Below are 15721 nucleotides of genomic sequence, written 5' to 3'. Positions count from 1 at the left end.
GAAATACCGAGAGCGGCGCGCACCGACGTCACGTCGTCATTGTTGAAGGTGACATATCGGATGCGGCCATCGCGCGCCGCCGCGCTATGGGTCGCGCAGAAGAGAAGGGCGGCACACAGCGCCAGCTTCACGCGCCGTCTCATTGCAGGCTCCCCGCGGCCGGCGCCGATTCCTGGTCGCGGCGGTAATCCGTAACCTGAAATCCCAACGGGTTGTCGAAACGCCATTCGTTCTTGAGCGGTGTTGAGGTGTAGCGAAATTTTATCACCGCCACCCAATTATCGGCGGTGGATGAATTGTCCCGCCGCGTCGTCGTGGCAAAGCGCACCGAGGCCGTGTTGCGATTGAGCAGGGAAACCGACTTGATCTCGACCGCGACAGTGACATTGCGGCCATAGATCTTGTCCAGCGATTGCGGATTTGCAGGCGTGAAAAGCCAAGTCAGATCCTTGGACGCTGCGTCGGTGGAGTAGAGCTGCGCCAGGTCGTAATTCTGTTTCAGCTCACGCGAATCGTAGGTTTCGCGCGCACGAATGTAGCGCACCAGATTTGCCGCCGTGACGGCCTCGTTCTGCGACAAATCTCCAGGCTTCAGCGCGCGCATGATCTCGAGGTAGCCCGTCGATTTGTCGACCTCGACAACGTACGGTTCGAACTGCCGGAGCGGCAGGATCAGCACGAGCGCCAGCAGCGAAAGTACCGCCACCAGTCCGGAAACGCCGCTGACGATCCAGGCCAATGTACGCGATCGCCGCATTGACCTGTGCGTGTCGTCTTCCCAGGTGGCGCCCGCCCTGTAATAGCGTCTGTCGACGAGCTCGCTGCCGCTGTTAGCAGGTGTTTCCGATGGAGTTGACACTTACTATTGCCTCGTTTGCGTGACGCATCCTGATCCAGGGCCGCGATCGATGGATCGTTCGTGTGTTCTAGGCCAGAGGCCTGGCGTTATCGCGCGCACCTTGCTGGATGGCGGAGCGAGCTGCGTCGTCCGCCCTTGCTGCTCGCGGGGATCGGAAGCTGTTTGCCACGAGCTGCCGGGCGCCCCGAGCGGCGCGGCCGGCGGCCCATCGTGCACCGGAGTAGCGCACGGCGTTTGTGCCGAAGTTTCTATAAGGGTTGTATGCGCCCACGGTGCTGAGATACCCGCCGCCATTCAGGATGGAAGCAATCGAGGGTATCTGCATGAGAACGTAGATCCCGATGATCGTCACCAGCACCAGGGGCAGCACCAGCGACATCTTGCTGTCCATAGTCGCTCCACCTGATGTGGCGGTGTTCAGCGCCGCATTGACGAGCGAGAAGTAGAAACCGAGAAAGCCGTAGATCAGGATTTGCTGGATCATCAGGAAGGTGGTCAGCGAAAGAAAGCCTTCGCTCATGCGCGAGGACCATCGGTAAAGCCATAGAATGATCCATATCGGCGCCAGGGCGAGCGTAATGAACAACATCACCTTGGCGGCGATGATCGCGGCAATGGCAAGCGCTGCGAAGATGATGGCCGACAGCAGGACGAGCAGCGACAAGAGCGCGCCAAAGATGTCATAGAAGGATCCGCTATACACCTGATTGGCGACGTCCTGGGCCCCTTTGTAGAGGTTGTCGATGAGCGCCGGAATTGCCGCCTGATCGCTGAGCTGATTGCCGGTGGCTCGCGACACGGCGCCGACGATGACCTTGCCGACCTCATCTGGAATGCTTTGGACAAGCTGATAGATCGTCGCGGAAAATGTGCCCCATCCGGTCAGCAGCAGATAGATGATGACGGCGCGACCCAGGCGATAGGCCGCTTCGAGCGGCGAAATCGACTCCCGCCCGCTCAGGATCGAATAGCCCCACCACACGATATAGAGGGTGAGCATGAGGGTGAAGACGTTGCCCATCGCATTGCCCAACTGCATATAGACGGTGCGGACGAAGTCCTCGCCGATGTTGTCAATGCCACCCAGAATGCTTGCGGCGAGACCGTTCATGGATCCTCGTCAATGATGCTGGCGAACGGCGTTGAATTGACCGGTTTTAGCGCGCCGCATTCGTCGGTGCGGGCATACGCCAAAGGCCCGCACGGCGCTTTCCGTTCGCGATTTGCGCATCCAAACAGCACTGCGCCGAGCCCAATTACAGCGCATATGCGCAGCACTCGCCTCGACAAGCGCTAGCCTCCGCTCTTGCCAAATTCCGCGAACGGATTGACGTTGCGCGGCGTCATCATCTTCTGGACCTGGCTCTGGCGAAGAAGGTCCCCCTTCAGCTTCTCATTCAGGGCCGCGACCGCGCCGTTCTGGACACCGATCAATTCGTTGACCGCGCGCGCATTTTCCAGCTGCATTCGGGTGTTCTGGTCCACCGATCCCTTGACGTCCTGTGACTGCCCGATCTGCCCACTCGCGGACTGGAGGGACTGTTGGCGCTGGGTGACGCCCTGCGAAGCCTGCGAGGTCAATGCGCTTAGCAGCGAGGCCACATTGACGCTGCCGCCATAGGCCGTGTTGACGGCGCTGGTCTCCTTGCCGGCAATCTGCTGGAGCTGCTTCACCAGCTGGAGCCCATTGATGACGGCGCCTGCGATTTTCTGGATTTCGGGCGAAAGGCCACCAAACGAAAGCGCACCGCCGTTCAGGATCGATCCGAACGAGGGAGCCTGGGCAATCGACATGTTGCCGCCAAGACCCATTTGTCCGATGCCGAGCGAACCATCACGACTGCCGCTGAGAGCCTGCAGGATCTCCTCGCTCTTTTTCAGGATATCCTTGTTTGAATCCATGATGGAGTTGGTGTTGTCCGCATTCTTGCGGGCGACATCGAGATTGGCGCCATCAATGACGGCAATCTGTGCGTGGGCCGTGCTTGCCCAAAGCGCCAGACTGGCAGCAATCGCGAATGTCTTCATGTCAGCCTCCTATTGCTGTAGAGAATTGATCACGCTGGCAGCGCCAGCAGGGTCTGTGGTGATGGTCATCGAGCTGCTGTCGGCCGAGCTTGCCGCCGCGTTCTCAAGTGCGCATGGTAGCCACCGGCCGCGATCGATCCTCAACCGCTCCAATTCCGCGGGATCACAAGAGAACGGGTTTGGAGAGCCGCTGTTCGGCTGTTGCACCAGCTTGGACGACTGCGATGCCTGAACATTCTGCAACGATAGAAGTTGGCCCAGCAACGTCGTAAAATCCCCCGCCTGGGCGAGGTACTGGTTGGTGACATCGGCGTTGATCCCACGAGCCGACGAGTTCAGCTCCCACGCATCCTTGTATTCGGTAACCTGGCCAACGTTGCCCGCCAGCGCGTCGATTGCAGCATTGTTGGCGCCCATCTGCGATGAGCTTGCATCAAGGCCGCCAGCCGCCTTCCTCACCGTGCCCATGGCCGCTTCCTGAGCCGTGCCGCCGGCGCCGTCGGCCGTTACGATCGAGAATGGTGGCGGCGCGGCGGCGGGAGCCTTGCCGCTCGATACATAGTCGTTGAAGTAGCTGTTCCAGCGGCCGACGCCGCCGGCCCATTGGTTCTGCTCGCCTGCGTTCGATCCGTTGTAGAAGGAGGCGAGACAGCTGTAACTCGTCGCGCCGCATTGCTTCACGCCCATTCCGAGATATTTGACGCCGCCTTCGACATTCTGCTCGTTCACGTCGCGGTCGAGTCCCATGGACTTGCCAGTGCCCTTGGTCAGCTGCATCACGCCTTTGACGCCGGTGTGGCTCCCGGCGCATGTATCGAAGCGCGATTCCTGATAGGCAACGGACAGCGCCAGGCCTTCGGGCACGCCATATTTTTGCGCATAGTAGCGGATCATCTTCACGTTGCCCGCGTCGCGCTGCAACGCTTCGGCCGGGGATCGGCGAAACATCTGTGAGCGGTATTTGTTCGAATAGGTGCAGACGACGCTTTTCTTCTTGTCGGTTTCGTCCTTCTTGGCCTCATCCGACTTCGTGCTGTGCTGCTCGTCCTCTTGCCGCTTGTCGAGGTTCGGCCCGTCGATGACCGCGATCTGGGCGACAGCCACGGTCATGCTTTCCGCTGTCGCGAGAGCCACGGCCAGACAAAAGCTGCTAAGCCGCTTCGTCATGCTCGTCCTCCCATCCGCAGAAGTACGGCAACCACATCTGCGGCTCGTCGCCGAAGGTTTCCCGGAGCCGTGCGCATTCCTTGCTGTTGGCTTCGTTCGAGGACAAGACCTTGATAAGATCGGGCATCGCCGACAAATCGAGCTTCGCTACGATCGAGTCGCTGTCGTGCTTGACGAGGAAGGTGCGTGTTTCCTTCGCGGTTCGGCGCACGAACTCGAATTCCTTCGCTGTCAGCGAGAAGCGCTCCACGTAGGATTCTTTGCTCGCCTTGGGGTTGGGGAAGAAAATGTTGGTCTTCGTTTGCTCGATCAGTGACGACGAGATGGAGGAGTTGACGACGTCTTCCGCTGTCTGCGTGCCAAAGCCGACCACGCCGTTGCGGCGACGAATGGTCTTCAGCGTCTCATTGATGAAAGCGGCGAAAACCTCGTCGTCCAGCAGCTTCCAGCCTTCATCGAGGAAAAGCATGATCGGCGAGCCGTCGATGACGTCCTCGAGACGATGGAAGATGTAGAGCAACGCCGCCGAGCGCAGCTTTCGGTCGCCCAGGATCTTCGTCATGTCGAACCCGACAACGGGTTTCGAGAAATCGACCAGATCGACGGGATTGTTGAAAAGCCAGCCCTTGTCCTTCGGGTCGAGCCAGGGTTGTATCCGCGCCGCCAGATCATTCATGCCAGGCATCAGCGAGCCCCGCAGCACTTCCGGCAGCAGGTCGAAGGTCCGCTGTTCGCGCGGTATCTTGTAGATCATGTCGACGGCCGCGTTGATGACGCGCATCTCGGCCACATCAAGCGCGCCGCCTTCCGGCGTCAGAATGTAGAGGAGTAAATCTTCCAGGAAAGAACGGTTTTCCGCCGTGTCATCAAGCTGCAATGGCGCGAACCCGGTCGGCTGAGAGGGTTCCATCACCTCGTAACGACCGCCGAGCGCCCGAAGGAAGATCTCGGCGCCGCGCATGTAGTCGAAATAAACACATCGCGGCCGCGGCATGATGCGCATGGCCTGCGCCATCAGGAACGACAGCACCACGGTCTTGCCCGAGCCGGTCGGGCCGAACACCGTGAAGTGCCCGACATCGTGTACGTGGAAATTGAAATAGTAGGCTGTCTGGCTGGTCGTCTCGAGCAAGGCGATGGGCCGTTTCCAATGCAGCCGGTCACGTTGGCCGGACGGGAAATTGTGTCCGGAAAAAAGGCCGGCGAAATTCAGCGACGAGATCAACGCACGTCGCGCGATGTAGCTGAAATTTCCCGGCAACTGCGCCCAGAAGGCCAGTTCCGTGTTCAGTGTCTCGCGGACCGGCACGATCGACATGCGCGAAAGTTCGGCCGTGATGTCGGATAGCGCACGATTGAGACCAGTCATGTCCGGCGCCAATGCCATAACGCTCATGTGATGTTGTCCGAATACGACTTCGCCGCCAGCCAGCTTGTCGGCACCGTCGTGGACGGAGACCTCGACCGTCGTGCCCGCCTCGTCGGAACCCTCGACCTGGTTGGCGATAGTGTTGATCCTGCGCATCGCCGTGACACGGTCTTCGATCGCGAAACTCTGCGTCAGGACAAACTCATGCGGCAGTCGCAACAGACCGTCCAAAGAACCCGGCGCGGTGAACGGCGGATATTCCTTGATTGACACCATGGCGCCGAGCTTGGCTTGGTCCGGACCGCGAAGTTCCAGCGCCGACTTGCCGAAAAACAGCTGCCGCGTCGCCAGCGCATCGCCAAGGGACATGCGCGGCAAAGGCATTTCCACGTCGCCACCACCGGCGAGGATTTTCGCCAGAAATTCGGCGGGCTCGGAAAAGAAGCTGTCGCGGCGCTTCACGACACCGAGAAGACGTCCCCCATATGCGCTGAAATCCTTGACCATGCCGTCGAGGATGTCATGCAGTTCGGCTATTGCCTCTTCGCGGATTTCTTCGCCAGCGGTGCTGATACGGAATGCATTGAGCGCCTTGTCCACCCAGCCGACCCGGCCGACCATCGGGCGCCGTATGACCGTCAGATACGCCTCGTTGACGAAAAGGTTTTTCAAGCCAAGCTCGTCCATGTAGCGGGCGTCGAGCTCGGCCACGAAAGGATTGTCAAAGTCGCCTTCGATTTCCGGGGTCACGTGACGGCGGATGATCGTTGTGTAGACCGCAAACCGAGAGGTCGAAAGATTGCGGAACGTGGTGTTGCGGTTGAACATTCGGCTGTTCAACTCGGCCTGGTCCATCGTCTGGAATGGCAGGCCGCTGAGCCGGATGGCGCCGACCAGAAAGCCGCTCTTCGTCACGATCAGATTGTCATCGACATGGCGAAGGTAGGGGATGTGCATCGCAGCCGGCTTTTCGCGGCGGCGCTCACGGCCAAATTTCAGGTCCGCGTCGAGGCTCATGGCGAATAGCTCCTCGCCCCCCAGAAAGTGAGGTTCGCCACGGCTCCGCGTTTGGAGACGCGCCGCTCGAAAATATGAAAGATGTAGGGATCGCGCTGGCACAGATAGGCACTGACCAGATGCACCACGCCGAACACGCCAAGACCCAGCATGAAGCTGCTCGTGGCGATAAAGCCGATCACCGCAAGGATGCCGTTCAGTGCAAAAACTTCATAGCGCACCCCCCATTTCATCGGGGGGCGTGTCAGGGGCAGGCTGACCGGCTCGACATAGACTTCCTCGTCGTCCATGGCTCAGCTGCCTCCCGCGGTGGCGCGAACCGCATCCACCAGCTGGGCAGCGCCGAAGATCAGAGCGATGCCAATGATGATGGAAAAAGCCATCATCCACGCCAGCCGGCCCGTCATGGCGAGGAAGCCGAGAAAACAGACCGCGATGATGGCGAATGAGCGCGCTATGTTGCCCTGCAGAACGCCGACGAACCACTCCAGCACGTTTTCGACTGGTGCCGCCGATTGGGCATATGCGGTCGCTGGCGCGAGCGCTATTCCGATCGCCGAGGCCAAGGCCAGTTTCAGGGCAAATTTGCCTGCTTTCCTGTATTCCACCCTTGGCTCCTTTCAGTTGCCGAAATCCATGACATGACCATCCTGCCAAGCGTCTCCGCTTGCTGGCGGAGCGGCCGCGAGCATTTCGGATTTGGCCAGGGCGGACTTCTTCACGACACCGCCGAACTTCCAGCGGTTGAGGATTTTCACGATGTATTCCGCGGTCTCCGGATTCACCGGAATGCCCTGCGCCTTGTAGACGCTGTTGGGCCCGGCGTTATATGCCGCCAGCATCAGCAGCGGATCCTGGAACTCGTCATAGAGTGACTTCAGATAGCGCAAGCCAGCCCGAACATTCGCCTGCGTATCGCAACGGTCGCTCACGCCGAGATCGGCCGCCGTCCCCGGCATCAACTGCATGATCCCAAGGGCTCCGGCCTTGGACGGACCCTGATTGGCGCCGAGATCGCTTTCAGCCCATGCGATCGCCTCGGCCAGATCGGCGTCGAAGCCTTCGTCCAGCGCGACTGAACGCACAAGTTCGACGACTTCAGTACGGTTTCCGGTCTTGCACGCCCCAGGCCTCTGCGCCCCGACTGAGGTAAGGGCTTGCGCCGGCGTTGAAAAGGCGACCGCGACGCGGTCTGATGCCAGATCCCGGCCGTGCGCTTCCAAGGGCATTGTAGCGGCACACAGGGTGAGCAGAAGAGCTGTTCGAGTGTTCATACTGTCGCCAAAATTTAACACTTTACTATGGCTACACGCAGCCCTAGTAAAGTGTCAACACCATATGCACCGCAGGGACGGATTTCGATGAAACAGATTGCCCTTTGCACGGCTTTGCTGCTCCAGGGCACCGCGGCTTATGCTGCCGGCGCCGACGCTCCAAATGCCTTCGCGCAGCCGTCGGAACACTACCTGCTCCAGTTTGCCAAGCCGGGCGAGAAGGTGTTCGTCTATGAGCGCTACGATGCCAAAGGCGCGCTCTTTCAGCGCGACGCGGCGACCCTCAGTTCGCCGGTTAAGGCGTCGTCGGCGACCGAGCGCGTCATCAACGGCGTGGCCTATCGACTGCGCGGCCTTGCCGCCTGCCCAAATCCAAAGATTACCTACAAGACGCAGGCGTGGGACTGCACGAAGGCCGCGCAGGACTATGAAGAAGGAATCTACAACCATCGTGCTTCTGTCGTGCTTTGCAAAACGCTTGTGCTGCAGAGCAGGAAGGGGGAACCCGACGCCGTGTCGTGTTTTTCTCTCGTGGGTGCGGGCAATACAAACGACCCGTACAACGTCGCCTACGACGATGACGAAATGGTTTTCTTCGGCATGGCCGCAATCGGACGCAACAAGGACGGCAAGTCGCTGCGCCCCGATCTGGAGCACTCCGCCGACCTCGGTGGACAGTTCCAGGAATGAAACAGGCGCGCTTTGCAGTGCTGGCCGCTTTTGGTTTGTGCGCATCGGCACAGGCCCAGGATGCATCCGAATCTGCTGCGCAAACGCCCTTCGCGGTATCGAAATCGGCTCAACTGCTGACTGGAGATACCTGGCGTGACGGCGACCATCTTTTCCGCCTCTATGGCGTGCAGTCATGTCTTCGCGGCACGTCGGCTGAACAGCCAAATGGGAACAAACTCGATTGCGGGAACATCTCGCTGGCGCATCTGGCAGCACTGTTCGATAGCGCGGCGGTGACATGCCAGCCAATCGGCTACGCCCTCGACAAGGCGGCCTTTGTCGTCTGCGGTGCGCAGCTGAATGGCGACACAATCGACGTCGGCACCGCGCTCATAGCGACCGGATACGCGTTTGCCGCAACGACAGCAAAGGGCAAAGCCGTCAATGAGAACTACCTCGTCGCGGAAATCAACGCTAAGATGAAACGTGCAGGTTTGTGGGGCACGACGTTTCAGCACCCTGTTCAGCTGCTGCTAAATAAGCGATCGGAGAGACAAGAATGAAGCACGACGATGAGGCGCACAAATATTACTATCCCGTGGAAGGACGCGGTGACGGCGCTATTGGCGGAGCCGCGGCGTTCTTGGCAATCATCTTGGTGCCTGCAGGGCTCTATGCGGCCTGGAATACCGTGGCCTCATGGATTTCAGCGCTCTTCTCCTAGGCCTGCAGTTTCGCGAAAGAACCGAGCAACGCGCGCATATCGTCGACGTCAATCTCGCACCAGTCGTTCCCCAACAACCGACAGAAATAAGCTGCCTTCATTTTCATCTCAACGACATCGGCCACCGGCGCAGCGGCCGCGCGCCGACGCGCGATAACCTCTTCCGCCATGACCGAATCCAATCGCCGGCCGGTCAGGGTCGCGTCCGGCCCTTCTGCCCCCATCCATCGCTTGCCGAGACGTTCAACCATGGCGACTGCCTGACGATGCGCCGCGATCAGATTCGGGACCCCGTCGGCCTCTTCCACCACTCCGTTGTTACAGACCACTTGAATGGGCATCGATTGGCTCCACGCTCATGACAATTCGTAATTGATACCTGGGGAGGCGAGAAAAATAGGGATGGCTTCATCCCTCTGCTTCTCAGACTCCCGAAGCCCTGGCTTCCCCTACTTTTCGCTCATGCGGTCGCGACCGATCCGGGCAGCTCAGTGCCTTGGCCGGCGGTTTGCGAAACATCTCCCCCGCAACAACCGTGTGCAGCCTCTCCAGCGGGTCACCAGTCATCGATCGTCTCCCGTGCCGGCCAAATCCAGTTGATAAAAGCGTTGATTGAGCACGAAGGCACGATAAGATACGAAGCCTAGCGAAGCGGAACGAAACTAGAGCCTATAAGTTGTTGTTTAAGAACGGAAAGTTATTTCTCCCTCCGCCCAGAGACGGGAGTGATTTCAAAGAATTATTCAAACGATTGGCGGCGGCGGGCGCGGGTCGACTACTGGGCAAAGACGGGTTTCCTGCCGGCCCATGGACGCCCGAGCTCCTTGCAGAGGCGATTTCACAGATTGATTCCAACCGGGTTGGGGTCGATCTACGAACGGTGCAGCTTTGGTTTCAAGAGAACGAGAAGGGTATTAGCACTGCCAACATTCGTTGGCTGGCGAGGATTCTCGGATGCGATGATCCGGTCGCAACTAGCGAATGGCAGATGGAGCTTAGTGCGGCGCAATCGCGGCTATCGATCAAGAGACGAGGATGGAAGAGAGCCGGAAGCAGCGTTGCACAGGAGATTCCAGATACGGCACTGACGGCGACCTTCGACGACGAGACAGACTCCCCAGCAGTGCTGACACGGGATACTGACCCCAAAGGGCCGAGCCGGCGTTTTAGTTTGGCGAGGAAATCGGAGGCGTTTTTTAGTCGCGGATCTCCCCTGAATTTACCGGCGTCGGTGTTTGCGGGTGTCACCGCTCTTGGGTTTTTGTCGTATCTTACGGGGATTCACAGCGTGACATATGGTCGGGCGGATGGCGTCGTCAAGCAGGTTGGGTTTCTTTGGACAGCGAATTGGACATTCGTCTTCATGGTATTTTTGCCACTGTTTTTTGCCTTCGTGACAGAGCTGGTGACCTTTTGGAAAGATGAAGGCCGCCCAAAGCTTGTAGCGCAGGGCGACAAGATGGAAAGCGACGATGCCTGGGCGCGCAGCGTACAAGCTTCTTCGTATTCATATTGGGCGGTTCTTTTGATTTGTGTGGTATTCGCCGGTCTTTTTCAGTGGATCGGCGTGTCTTTAATCCCGTTGCTCAAAGGTGGTGGCAGCTATGCGACGGACTGGGGCTCGTTAGCGATTGTGCGCCCTGAAGTTATATCGGTGCCGGAAGCGATCGTGTTCACGGGGCTCGCTTACCTATACATGTGCCTATGTTTTTATCTGTTCTTCGTAGGTCTAATTTTGCTTTATACAGTGATCCATGATCTTTGGAGAATTGGAAAGGCAGCGAGTAATTCGCCCGAGGTGGATTATCAATACGGCTTCCATGAAGCCAGCCTCAGGGTTATGCGTGCGATTTTTCGGTGTACTGTTTTGGGTCTTCTGATCGCCATAGTCATGAAGCTCCAGAGTGCTTACCTGACATCGCGTGGGGAGAATATTGTGGCGTGGTTGGTCGGCGATATGTCTTCCGCCTTCTATGGGCGAAATGATGTGACCGCCGTGATCAGCTACCGTAGGCCGACCCATTATAGTAGCCTTCTCATCGCTATTTCGACCTGTGCTGTATTTCTGTACGGCTCCATCCGTGTAGGTGTCGAACCTCGGTTTCGTATGTCTTTGTGGAAGATGTCAGCGATCGTAGCGTTACTCGTGGCTAGCTACTTGCTGATCGATGCATTTGCTGGCTTTTCGATCCTTCTGGGCGTTGGAGTGCTGTTCGCAATATATGGCTTGTTTGATCCAGGGTTGGGGCGACGGCAAGCGATTAAGTTGGGAAACAATCAGAGTGTATCATAGTTGGCTTGATCATTGGGATGAGCGGCGGGCGCGACGCGGTGAGGAAGGGAAGAAGTCAACCGATTTCGCCCTTGACGCGGAACGCGCCTTTCCAGGTGCGGATAAGATAACAAGTATCGAGGAATTCTGTGCCCTTGCGGACCAAGCCGTGGCTGATCCAGCCTTTTTCGATGACCCGAATGTGAGTGTTCAGGGGTTTGAAAGGCTAGATGGGTGGCTCAAATTTCCATCGGACATATCTACTGATATCGAACAGAACAATGTCGTCTCGGCGAAAATCACAGAAAGCGGGTCGTTCGATCAGGCGATGGTGATTTTTCACCATTGGAATGCAACCTTCCGGAATCGTCAGATCGCCAACTTTTTCTCGCAACGTGGCATCACGGTTGTCGAGATCGCTATGCCTTATCACTTCGAGCGCAGCCGTCCCGGCTCCGCGCACGCTGACTATATGCTTAGCCCTAATCTCGGTCGAACGATTCAATCTGTAAGGCAGGCAGTGTTAGATGGGCGAAAGCTCATACGTTGGTTGAAGATCGAAGGCTATCGAGAGATTTCAGTTCTCGGTATGAGCTTAGGCTCCTGGGTTGCGGGCCTTCTCGCGGCGCACGACTCGGCTGTGTCGAAAGCCTCGTTGTTTCTCACGGCGGGGAGTCTAGCGGATATGGTTTGGGCGGGTCGCGCGACACGATTGATACGTGCTAGTCTCGAGCCAGCGATTAAGCTGACCGAGTTCAGAAGGGCTTGGGGTCCACTTAACTTGGAGAATTACGCAGATAGTTTGGCACGGCCTGATCTCGGTCTTCACGTTGTGTTGGCTAAGAGAGACAAAGTGGTGTTGCCAGAGCTATCGGAGAGGTTCATGCAGAGGCTGAAGGACGCCGGAGCTAGGCCAAATATTTTGGAATTAAACTGTGGTCATTATTCGCTCGCCATGCCGCCATACATTTTGTTGGCCGGTTTGAGCTTGAAGCGGTTTCTGTCGCGTGCTGACAAGTCTGCCCGGCAAGCATGAGTTTGGCGTTGGCCGGTCAGTTCACCAGCAAATTCTCTGGTGGCACGACACTAAAGTGATGAATCTGGGTCGCCCCCCTACCGGAACCGACCCCTGGAATTGGCCGACAACGGCGCAGGCGTGACACCGGCAAAAGTCACGACACCCTTCTACTCTACAGGCGCCGGCAATCACACCGGGCTAGGTTTGACGGCTTGTTCTCATATGGTTTCGACCCTCAAGAGGAAGCTCTTCATCAGCAGAATTCCCGACGCCGGCACAGTCGTCCATGTAGTCCCTTATCATCCCCGCCGCTGCAACAGGGTAGCAGCCGACGATGACGGCAGCGGCTCGACAGCCGCGGCGGGGGTACTAGTCTAAAGTCGGCCGCTGGGCCTGACGGGCAGGGGCATGGGAGCGGTCGCCGGCTGGGGGCGTATTACAGGCCCTTTAGGAACACTCGTCAGGCGGCTAGATGTCGGCTCCGCCAGGCGGCATCTTTTCGGAAAAGAGGAAGGTCGCTGGATCAAGTTTCAACGCCTTGGCGATCGCCGCAATCGTGTCCACGCTGATATTGCCGCTCGCGCGTTCCAGTTTCGTGAATGTCGCCTCCGCCACGCCGATGAGTTCGGCCATCTCATAGCGGTGCAAAGTACGTCGTTGTCGCTCAAAATCGATGATGTGCGCCAGCCGCTTGCGGATCGCATTGTCGTCCAACCGATGCGCCCATTCCGGAACTTTCTTGCCGCCGGCGAGCAGTGATGCAAAAGACAGTTGCAAGCCGTTTGCCATGATCTGCAGCGTCGTCAATGTGACATTGTTTTTGTGACGCACAGTCTGAATGTAGGTTCGATAGGCCAGTTTTTCGCCCTCGGGGGTCCGAAACAGTTCGGCCATGCGCATATGGGTTAGGCCGCGTCTGGCTCTCTCCCGCTCAAGCGTCAGTGCAATGTTGGCGCGCAACGGGTTGTCGACCACGCCTCCGTCGTCTCGTTTCATAAATCGATGTAGTCGCACAAACCTGCCTTTTCGACCTGTCCTTTTTCGCGCCGATCGTCCATAGTAAACTGTCAAATCTGTAGCGAGGAAAGGCTATGACCATACTCAAATTCCTACTAGGGGGTGCCGTCGCCATCGCGGGCGCCGCAGCTCTTCCATCCCAATCGAAAGCGTCGGAATGGGGCTGTCAGGTCCTCCTATGTCTTTCCGGCGACTGGCAAGGCACCCCCTCGTGCCACCCGCCAATTTACAAGTTGATTGCGGCGATGGAAGCCCCGGGTTTTAATTGGCCGACCTGTCCGCAAGCCAACTCCAGCGCGGCGAGATTTGAGAAGTATGAGGATTGTCCGTCTGGCTGGCAAGCAGTTGGCAGCTCCGAATCCGATCGGCCGGGCTTAGGTCAAGAACGGAACATCTGCCGCATCGCGGCCGACAGGCTCTCCTTGCCCGTTGTTTTCAAAAACAACGCCCTCGGCGGGCATCATCGAGACGGATCACGTCCGGTCCAAATCGAAATCGACGGTAAGGTGGTTGCGGCAACAATCCAGCCTGCGGGAAACGATCGAGGGCATTCCCTTGGTAATGGCCCCACCTACTACACCATCCCTCGACCGATGCGCGGAAAGCCCTGGTTCATCGAGTATGATGACGCGAACGGCGTGCGCCAGAAAAGCTGGTTCAATCTCAACATGCGCTAAGCCAGGCGATCGAGCAGGACGAGGCACTATGAGGGTCACAATTCACGGAGGTTTGTAGTGTTCAAGGTGCTTCTCCTGTCCACGGTGATTTTGAACACAGGCGCTGTGTTGACGGCGGCTGGTCAGAGCGACAAGCCCCGATCAAACGTAGACAATCCTATGTGGCCCGCTTCACTGAAATGGGACTGCAAGACCGCTGCCAAAATCGTGTGTGAGCGCGATGGCAGTTGCTCGGTGGCTGAGGACCACACCGGATTTGTGCTGAACTACGGTAGCAACGAAGCTGAGTTCCCGGCCAGCAATGTCAGGATCAAACGCCACTATCAACAGACCGTGCAGGGGAGCCCTTTGCAGCAGGAAGTTAGAGTGGAACTGGCCGACAATCGCGTTCTTTGGCTGACGGCGGTGGATGCCAGCCGCACTTATTCGCAAGCGTGGGTCGGCGCACTGAGCGAGTTGAAGGGTGGCGCGGTACTGATGGAATCCGAGGGCGTGTATTGTATGCCGCACAAGTGAGTGCACCGAGAGGGGTGGCGAGCGAGCGAAGGCCGATATGGTCTGACCTGGGACGCCGGCGGTTGAGAAGAGGCCATAGTCGCCCGCCAAGTTTTGATCAGGCGGTGAGATGGGGCCATTAACATCGATCTGTTGATCTGAGGCTTGGAGTAGGCTTGACTGTGGAAACTGATCGTATTTCTGTCGATTACAATCGGAAAGATCGGGATAAAGTGTTATAAATACTTTGCGGTGTTAAGAAATATTAACTTACACTGGTGAAAGTCGCATAATCTATCTTATGGAACTAGGATTTATCCTATTTTGTAATATATAACTCAGCTCAAACGAGGGCAGCCCCGAGATCCCGCAGCACAGCCGCCAATCCGTCCGGCAATCGAGCAATCGTGGCGTGGCCTCGGCCGCCAGCTTCGAAAGCACGCACACGGCGACGTGAGTTTCTCCGTTGAGCGTTGAGCCGCGATGTGTAGATGATCCATCGGGTCGCATGTCATGTGACCAAATAGCGGCCGACCAAATCTGGCTCAGCGCGTGTCCCGTGCCGCGCGGAACGTCTGAAGGGATTCCCATCCGGATCGATCCGTCGCCGCGCAGATCGGCGAGGCGCAGAGGCTCTCTCACTTTCATCTTTGCGCACGTCCAGGAATCAAGCTCGGCGTATTCGATCAGCCAGTCGCCAACGCGGCCATTTCCCTGGTAGCGCAGGATGGCTTCGAGGAAACTGACCTTCAGAGTGCCCAGATAGACAACTGCGAACCGTTCGTCATCCGCAACACCCATTCTGGGATCACTCTCGATTGGCATGGTGTCCGCAACGGCAATGCTGCGGCCACCAGCCTCGTGCGGCCGATCCGCTAAAACGACCGCTGGAAACGAAGAACGCCGCCGATGCTGCTTTTCTTATCGGCGCCGGTCCAGTTGCTGAAATCCGCCGCCCCGTACTTACCTGCGTTGAGGTAGTCGACTTCGGCCGTGATCGTGAAGCCGGGTACGATCGTATAGGCGACGTTCGCCGCGATGCCGAGATTTTTGCCCTGGTCATAGGAAATCTGGGTATTGAAGGCGGTTTTGTCGTTGAACTTGTAGGTGCCGCCGGCCCAGATCGCCCAAT

At 58.0% G+C, this 15721-nt stretch carries 19 protein-coding genes; 7 read left to right on the top strand and 12 right to left on the bottom strand.

Annotated features, from left to right (window positions below; genetic code table 11):
• Nucleotides 1–139 precede the first annotated feature (139 nt).
• The 8 genes from EN943_RS25690 to EN943_RS25655 form a co-directional block, all read right to left on the bottom strand.
• Nucleotides 140–859, bottom strand: a complete 720-nt coding sequence (locus EN943_RS25690; protein ID WP_057143245.1) for a type IV secretion system protein — start codon at nucleotides 857–859, stop codon at nucleotides 140–142.
• 67 nt (nucleotides 860–926) lie between these two features.
• Nucleotides 927–1970: a type IV secretion system protein gene (locus EN943_RS25685; RefSeq protein ID WP_057143244.1), complete on the bottom strand. Its 1044-nt coding sequence runs from the start codon at nucleotides 1968–1970 to the stop codon at nucleotides 927–929.
• 182 nt (nucleotides 1971–2152) lie between these two features.
• On the bottom strand, nucleotides 2153–2887 hold the full coding sequence (locus tag EN943_RS25680; protein WP_057143243.1) for a type IV secretion system protein: 735 nt from the start codon (nucleotides 2885–2887) through the stop codon (nucleotides 2153–2155).
• Between the two features lie 9 nt (nucleotides 2888–2896).
• The gene (locus EN943_RS25675; RefSeq protein WP_127415133.1) at nucleotides 2897–4054 is read right to left on the bottom strand and encodes a lytic transglycosylase domain-containing protein; all 1158 of its coding nucleotides are present in this window, start codon (nucleotides 4052–4054) and stop codon (nucleotides 2897–2899) included.
• Complete coding sequence (locus EN943_RS25670; protein WP_127415132.1) at nucleotides 4038–6440, bottom strand: VirB4 family type IV secretion system protein; 2403 nt, start codon at nucleotides 6438–6440, stop codon at nucleotides 4038–4040. The genes EN943_RS25675 and EN943_RS25670 overlap by 17 nt, the downstream gene beginning before the upstream one ends.
• On the bottom strand, nucleotides 6437–6730 hold the full coding sequence (locus EN943_RS25665) for a VirB3 family type IV secretion system protein (protein WP_006339854.1): 294 nt from the start codon (nucleotides 6728–6730) through the stop codon (nucleotides 6437–6439). Before EN943_RS25665 ends, EN943_RS25670 begins: the two co-directional genes overlap by 4 nt.
• A 3-nt stretch (nucleotides 6731–6733) precedes the next feature.
• Nucleotides 6734–7048, bottom strand: a complete 315-nt coding sequence (locus tag EN943_RS25660) for a TrbC/VirB2 family protein (RefSeq protein ID WP_127415131.1) — start codon at nucleotides 7046–7048, stop codon at nucleotides 6734–6736.
• 12 nt (nucleotides 7049–7060) lie between these two features.
• The gene (locus EN943_RS25655) at nucleotides 7061–7735 is read right to left on the bottom strand and encodes a lytic transglycosylase domain-containing protein (RefSeq protein WP_127415130.1); all 675 of its coding nucleotides are present in this window, start codon (nucleotides 7733–7735) and stop codon (nucleotides 7061–7063) included.
• 66 nt (nucleotides 7736–7801) lie between these two features.
• On the opposite strand from EN943_RS25655, the gene EN943_RS25650 reads away from it, so the two are divergent.
• From EN943_RS25650 to EN943_RS37745, 3 genes are read left to right on the top strand one after another with little or no spacing between them, the layout of a single operon-like run.
• The gene (locus tag EN943_RS25650; RefSeq protein WP_095776129.1) at nucleotides 7802–8404 is read left to right on the top strand and encodes a hypothetical protein; all 603 of its coding nucleotides are present in this window, start codon (nucleotides 7802–7804) and stop codon (nucleotides 8402–8404) included.
• The gene (locus tag EN943_RS25645; protein ID WP_095776128.1) at nucleotides 8401–8949 is read left to right on the top strand and encodes a thermonuclease family protein; all 549 of its coding nucleotides are present in this window, start codon (nucleotides 8401–8403) and stop codon (nucleotides 8947–8949) included. Before EN943_RS25650 ends, EN943_RS25645 begins: the two co-directional genes overlap by 4 nt.
• The gene (locus EN943_RS37745) at nucleotides 8946–9110 is read left to right on the top strand and encodes a hypothetical protein (RefSeq protein ID WP_164753924.1); all 165 of its coding nucleotides are present in this window, start codon (nucleotides 8946–8948) and stop codon (nucleotides 9108–9110) included. Before EN943_RS25645 ends, EN943_RS37745 begins: the two co-directional genes overlap by 4 nt.
• Here the strand turns inward: EN943_RS37745 and EN943_RS25640 are convergent.
• On the bottom strand, nucleotides 9107–9451 hold the full coding sequence (locus EN943_RS25640; protein WP_127415129.1) for a hypothetical protein: 345 nt from the start codon (nucleotides 9449–9451) through the stop codon (nucleotides 9107–9109). The genes EN943_RS37745 and EN943_RS25640 overlap by 4 nt on opposite strands.
• Before the next feature lie 338 nt (nucleotides 9452–9789).
• On the opposite strand from EN943_RS25640, the gene EN943_RS25635 reads away from it, so the two are divergent.
• Together EN943_RS25635 and EN943_RS25630 are read left to right on the top strand one after the other, a co-directional pair.
• The gene (locus EN943_RS25635) at nucleotides 9790–11403 is read left to right on the top strand and encodes a hypothetical protein (RefSeq protein ID WP_127415136.1); all 1614 of its coding nucleotides are present in this window, start codon (nucleotides 9790–9792) and stop codon (nucleotides 11401–11403) included.
• Complete coding sequence (locus EN943_RS25630) at nucleotides 11393–12418, top strand: dienelactone hydrolase-related enzyme (RefSeq protein WP_127415135.1); 1026 nt, start codon at nucleotides 11393–11395, stop codon at nucleotides 12416–12418. Before EN943_RS25635 ends, EN943_RS25630 begins: the two co-directional genes overlap by 11 nt.
• A gap of 450 nt (nucleotides 12419–12868) precedes the next feature.
• Here the strand turns inward: EN943_RS25630 and EN943_RS25625 are convergent, their stop codons facing one another.
• Nucleotides 12869–13396 (bottom strand): helix-turn-helix transcriptional regulator, encoded by a 528-nt coding sequence (locus tag EN943_RS25625; RefSeq protein ID WP_127415134.1) that lies wholly within the window; start codon nucleotides 13394–13396, stop codon nucleotides 12869–12871.
• Nucleotides 13397–13491: 95 nt separating this feature from the next.
• On the opposite strand from EN943_RS25625, the gene EN943_RS25620 reads away from it, so the two are divergent.
• Complete coding sequence (locus EN943_RS25620) at nucleotides 13492–14094, top strand: hypothetical protein (protein WP_127415128.1); 603 nt, start codon at nucleotides 13492–13494, stop codon at nucleotides 14092–14094.
• A gap of 57 nt (nucleotides 14095–14151) precedes the next feature.
• Nucleotides 14152–14610 (top strand): hypothetical protein, encoded by a 459-nt coding sequence (locus EN943_RS25615; protein WP_127415127.1) that lies wholly within the window; start codon nucleotides 14152–14154, stop codon nucleotides 14608–14610.
• Nucleotides 14611–14883: 273 nt separating this feature from the next.
• On the opposite strand, the gene EN943_RS25610 is transcribed toward EN943_RS25615, so the two are convergent.
• Together EN943_RS25610 and EN943_RS25605 are read right to left on the bottom strand one after the other, a co-directional pair.
• On the bottom strand, nucleotides 14884–15390 hold the full coding sequence (locus EN943_RS25610; protein WP_127415126.1) for an RES domain-containing protein: 507 nt from the start codon (nucleotides 15388–15390) through the stop codon (nucleotides 14884–14886).
• Nucleotides 15391–15464: 74 nt separating this feature from the next.
• The coding region (locus EN943_RS25605) for a porin (RefSeq protein WP_206522806.1) at nucleotides 15465–15721 on the bottom strand (257 nt) is incomplete at its 5' end.

This window comes from Mesorhizobium sp. M7A.F.Ca.US.006.01.1.1 (assembly GCF_003997935.1).
Classification (GTDB): Bacteria; Pseudomonadota; Alphaproteobacteria; order Rhizobiales; family Rhizobiaceae; genus Mesorhizobium.
This window is presented reverse-complemented; position numbering and strand designations above follow the sequence as displayed.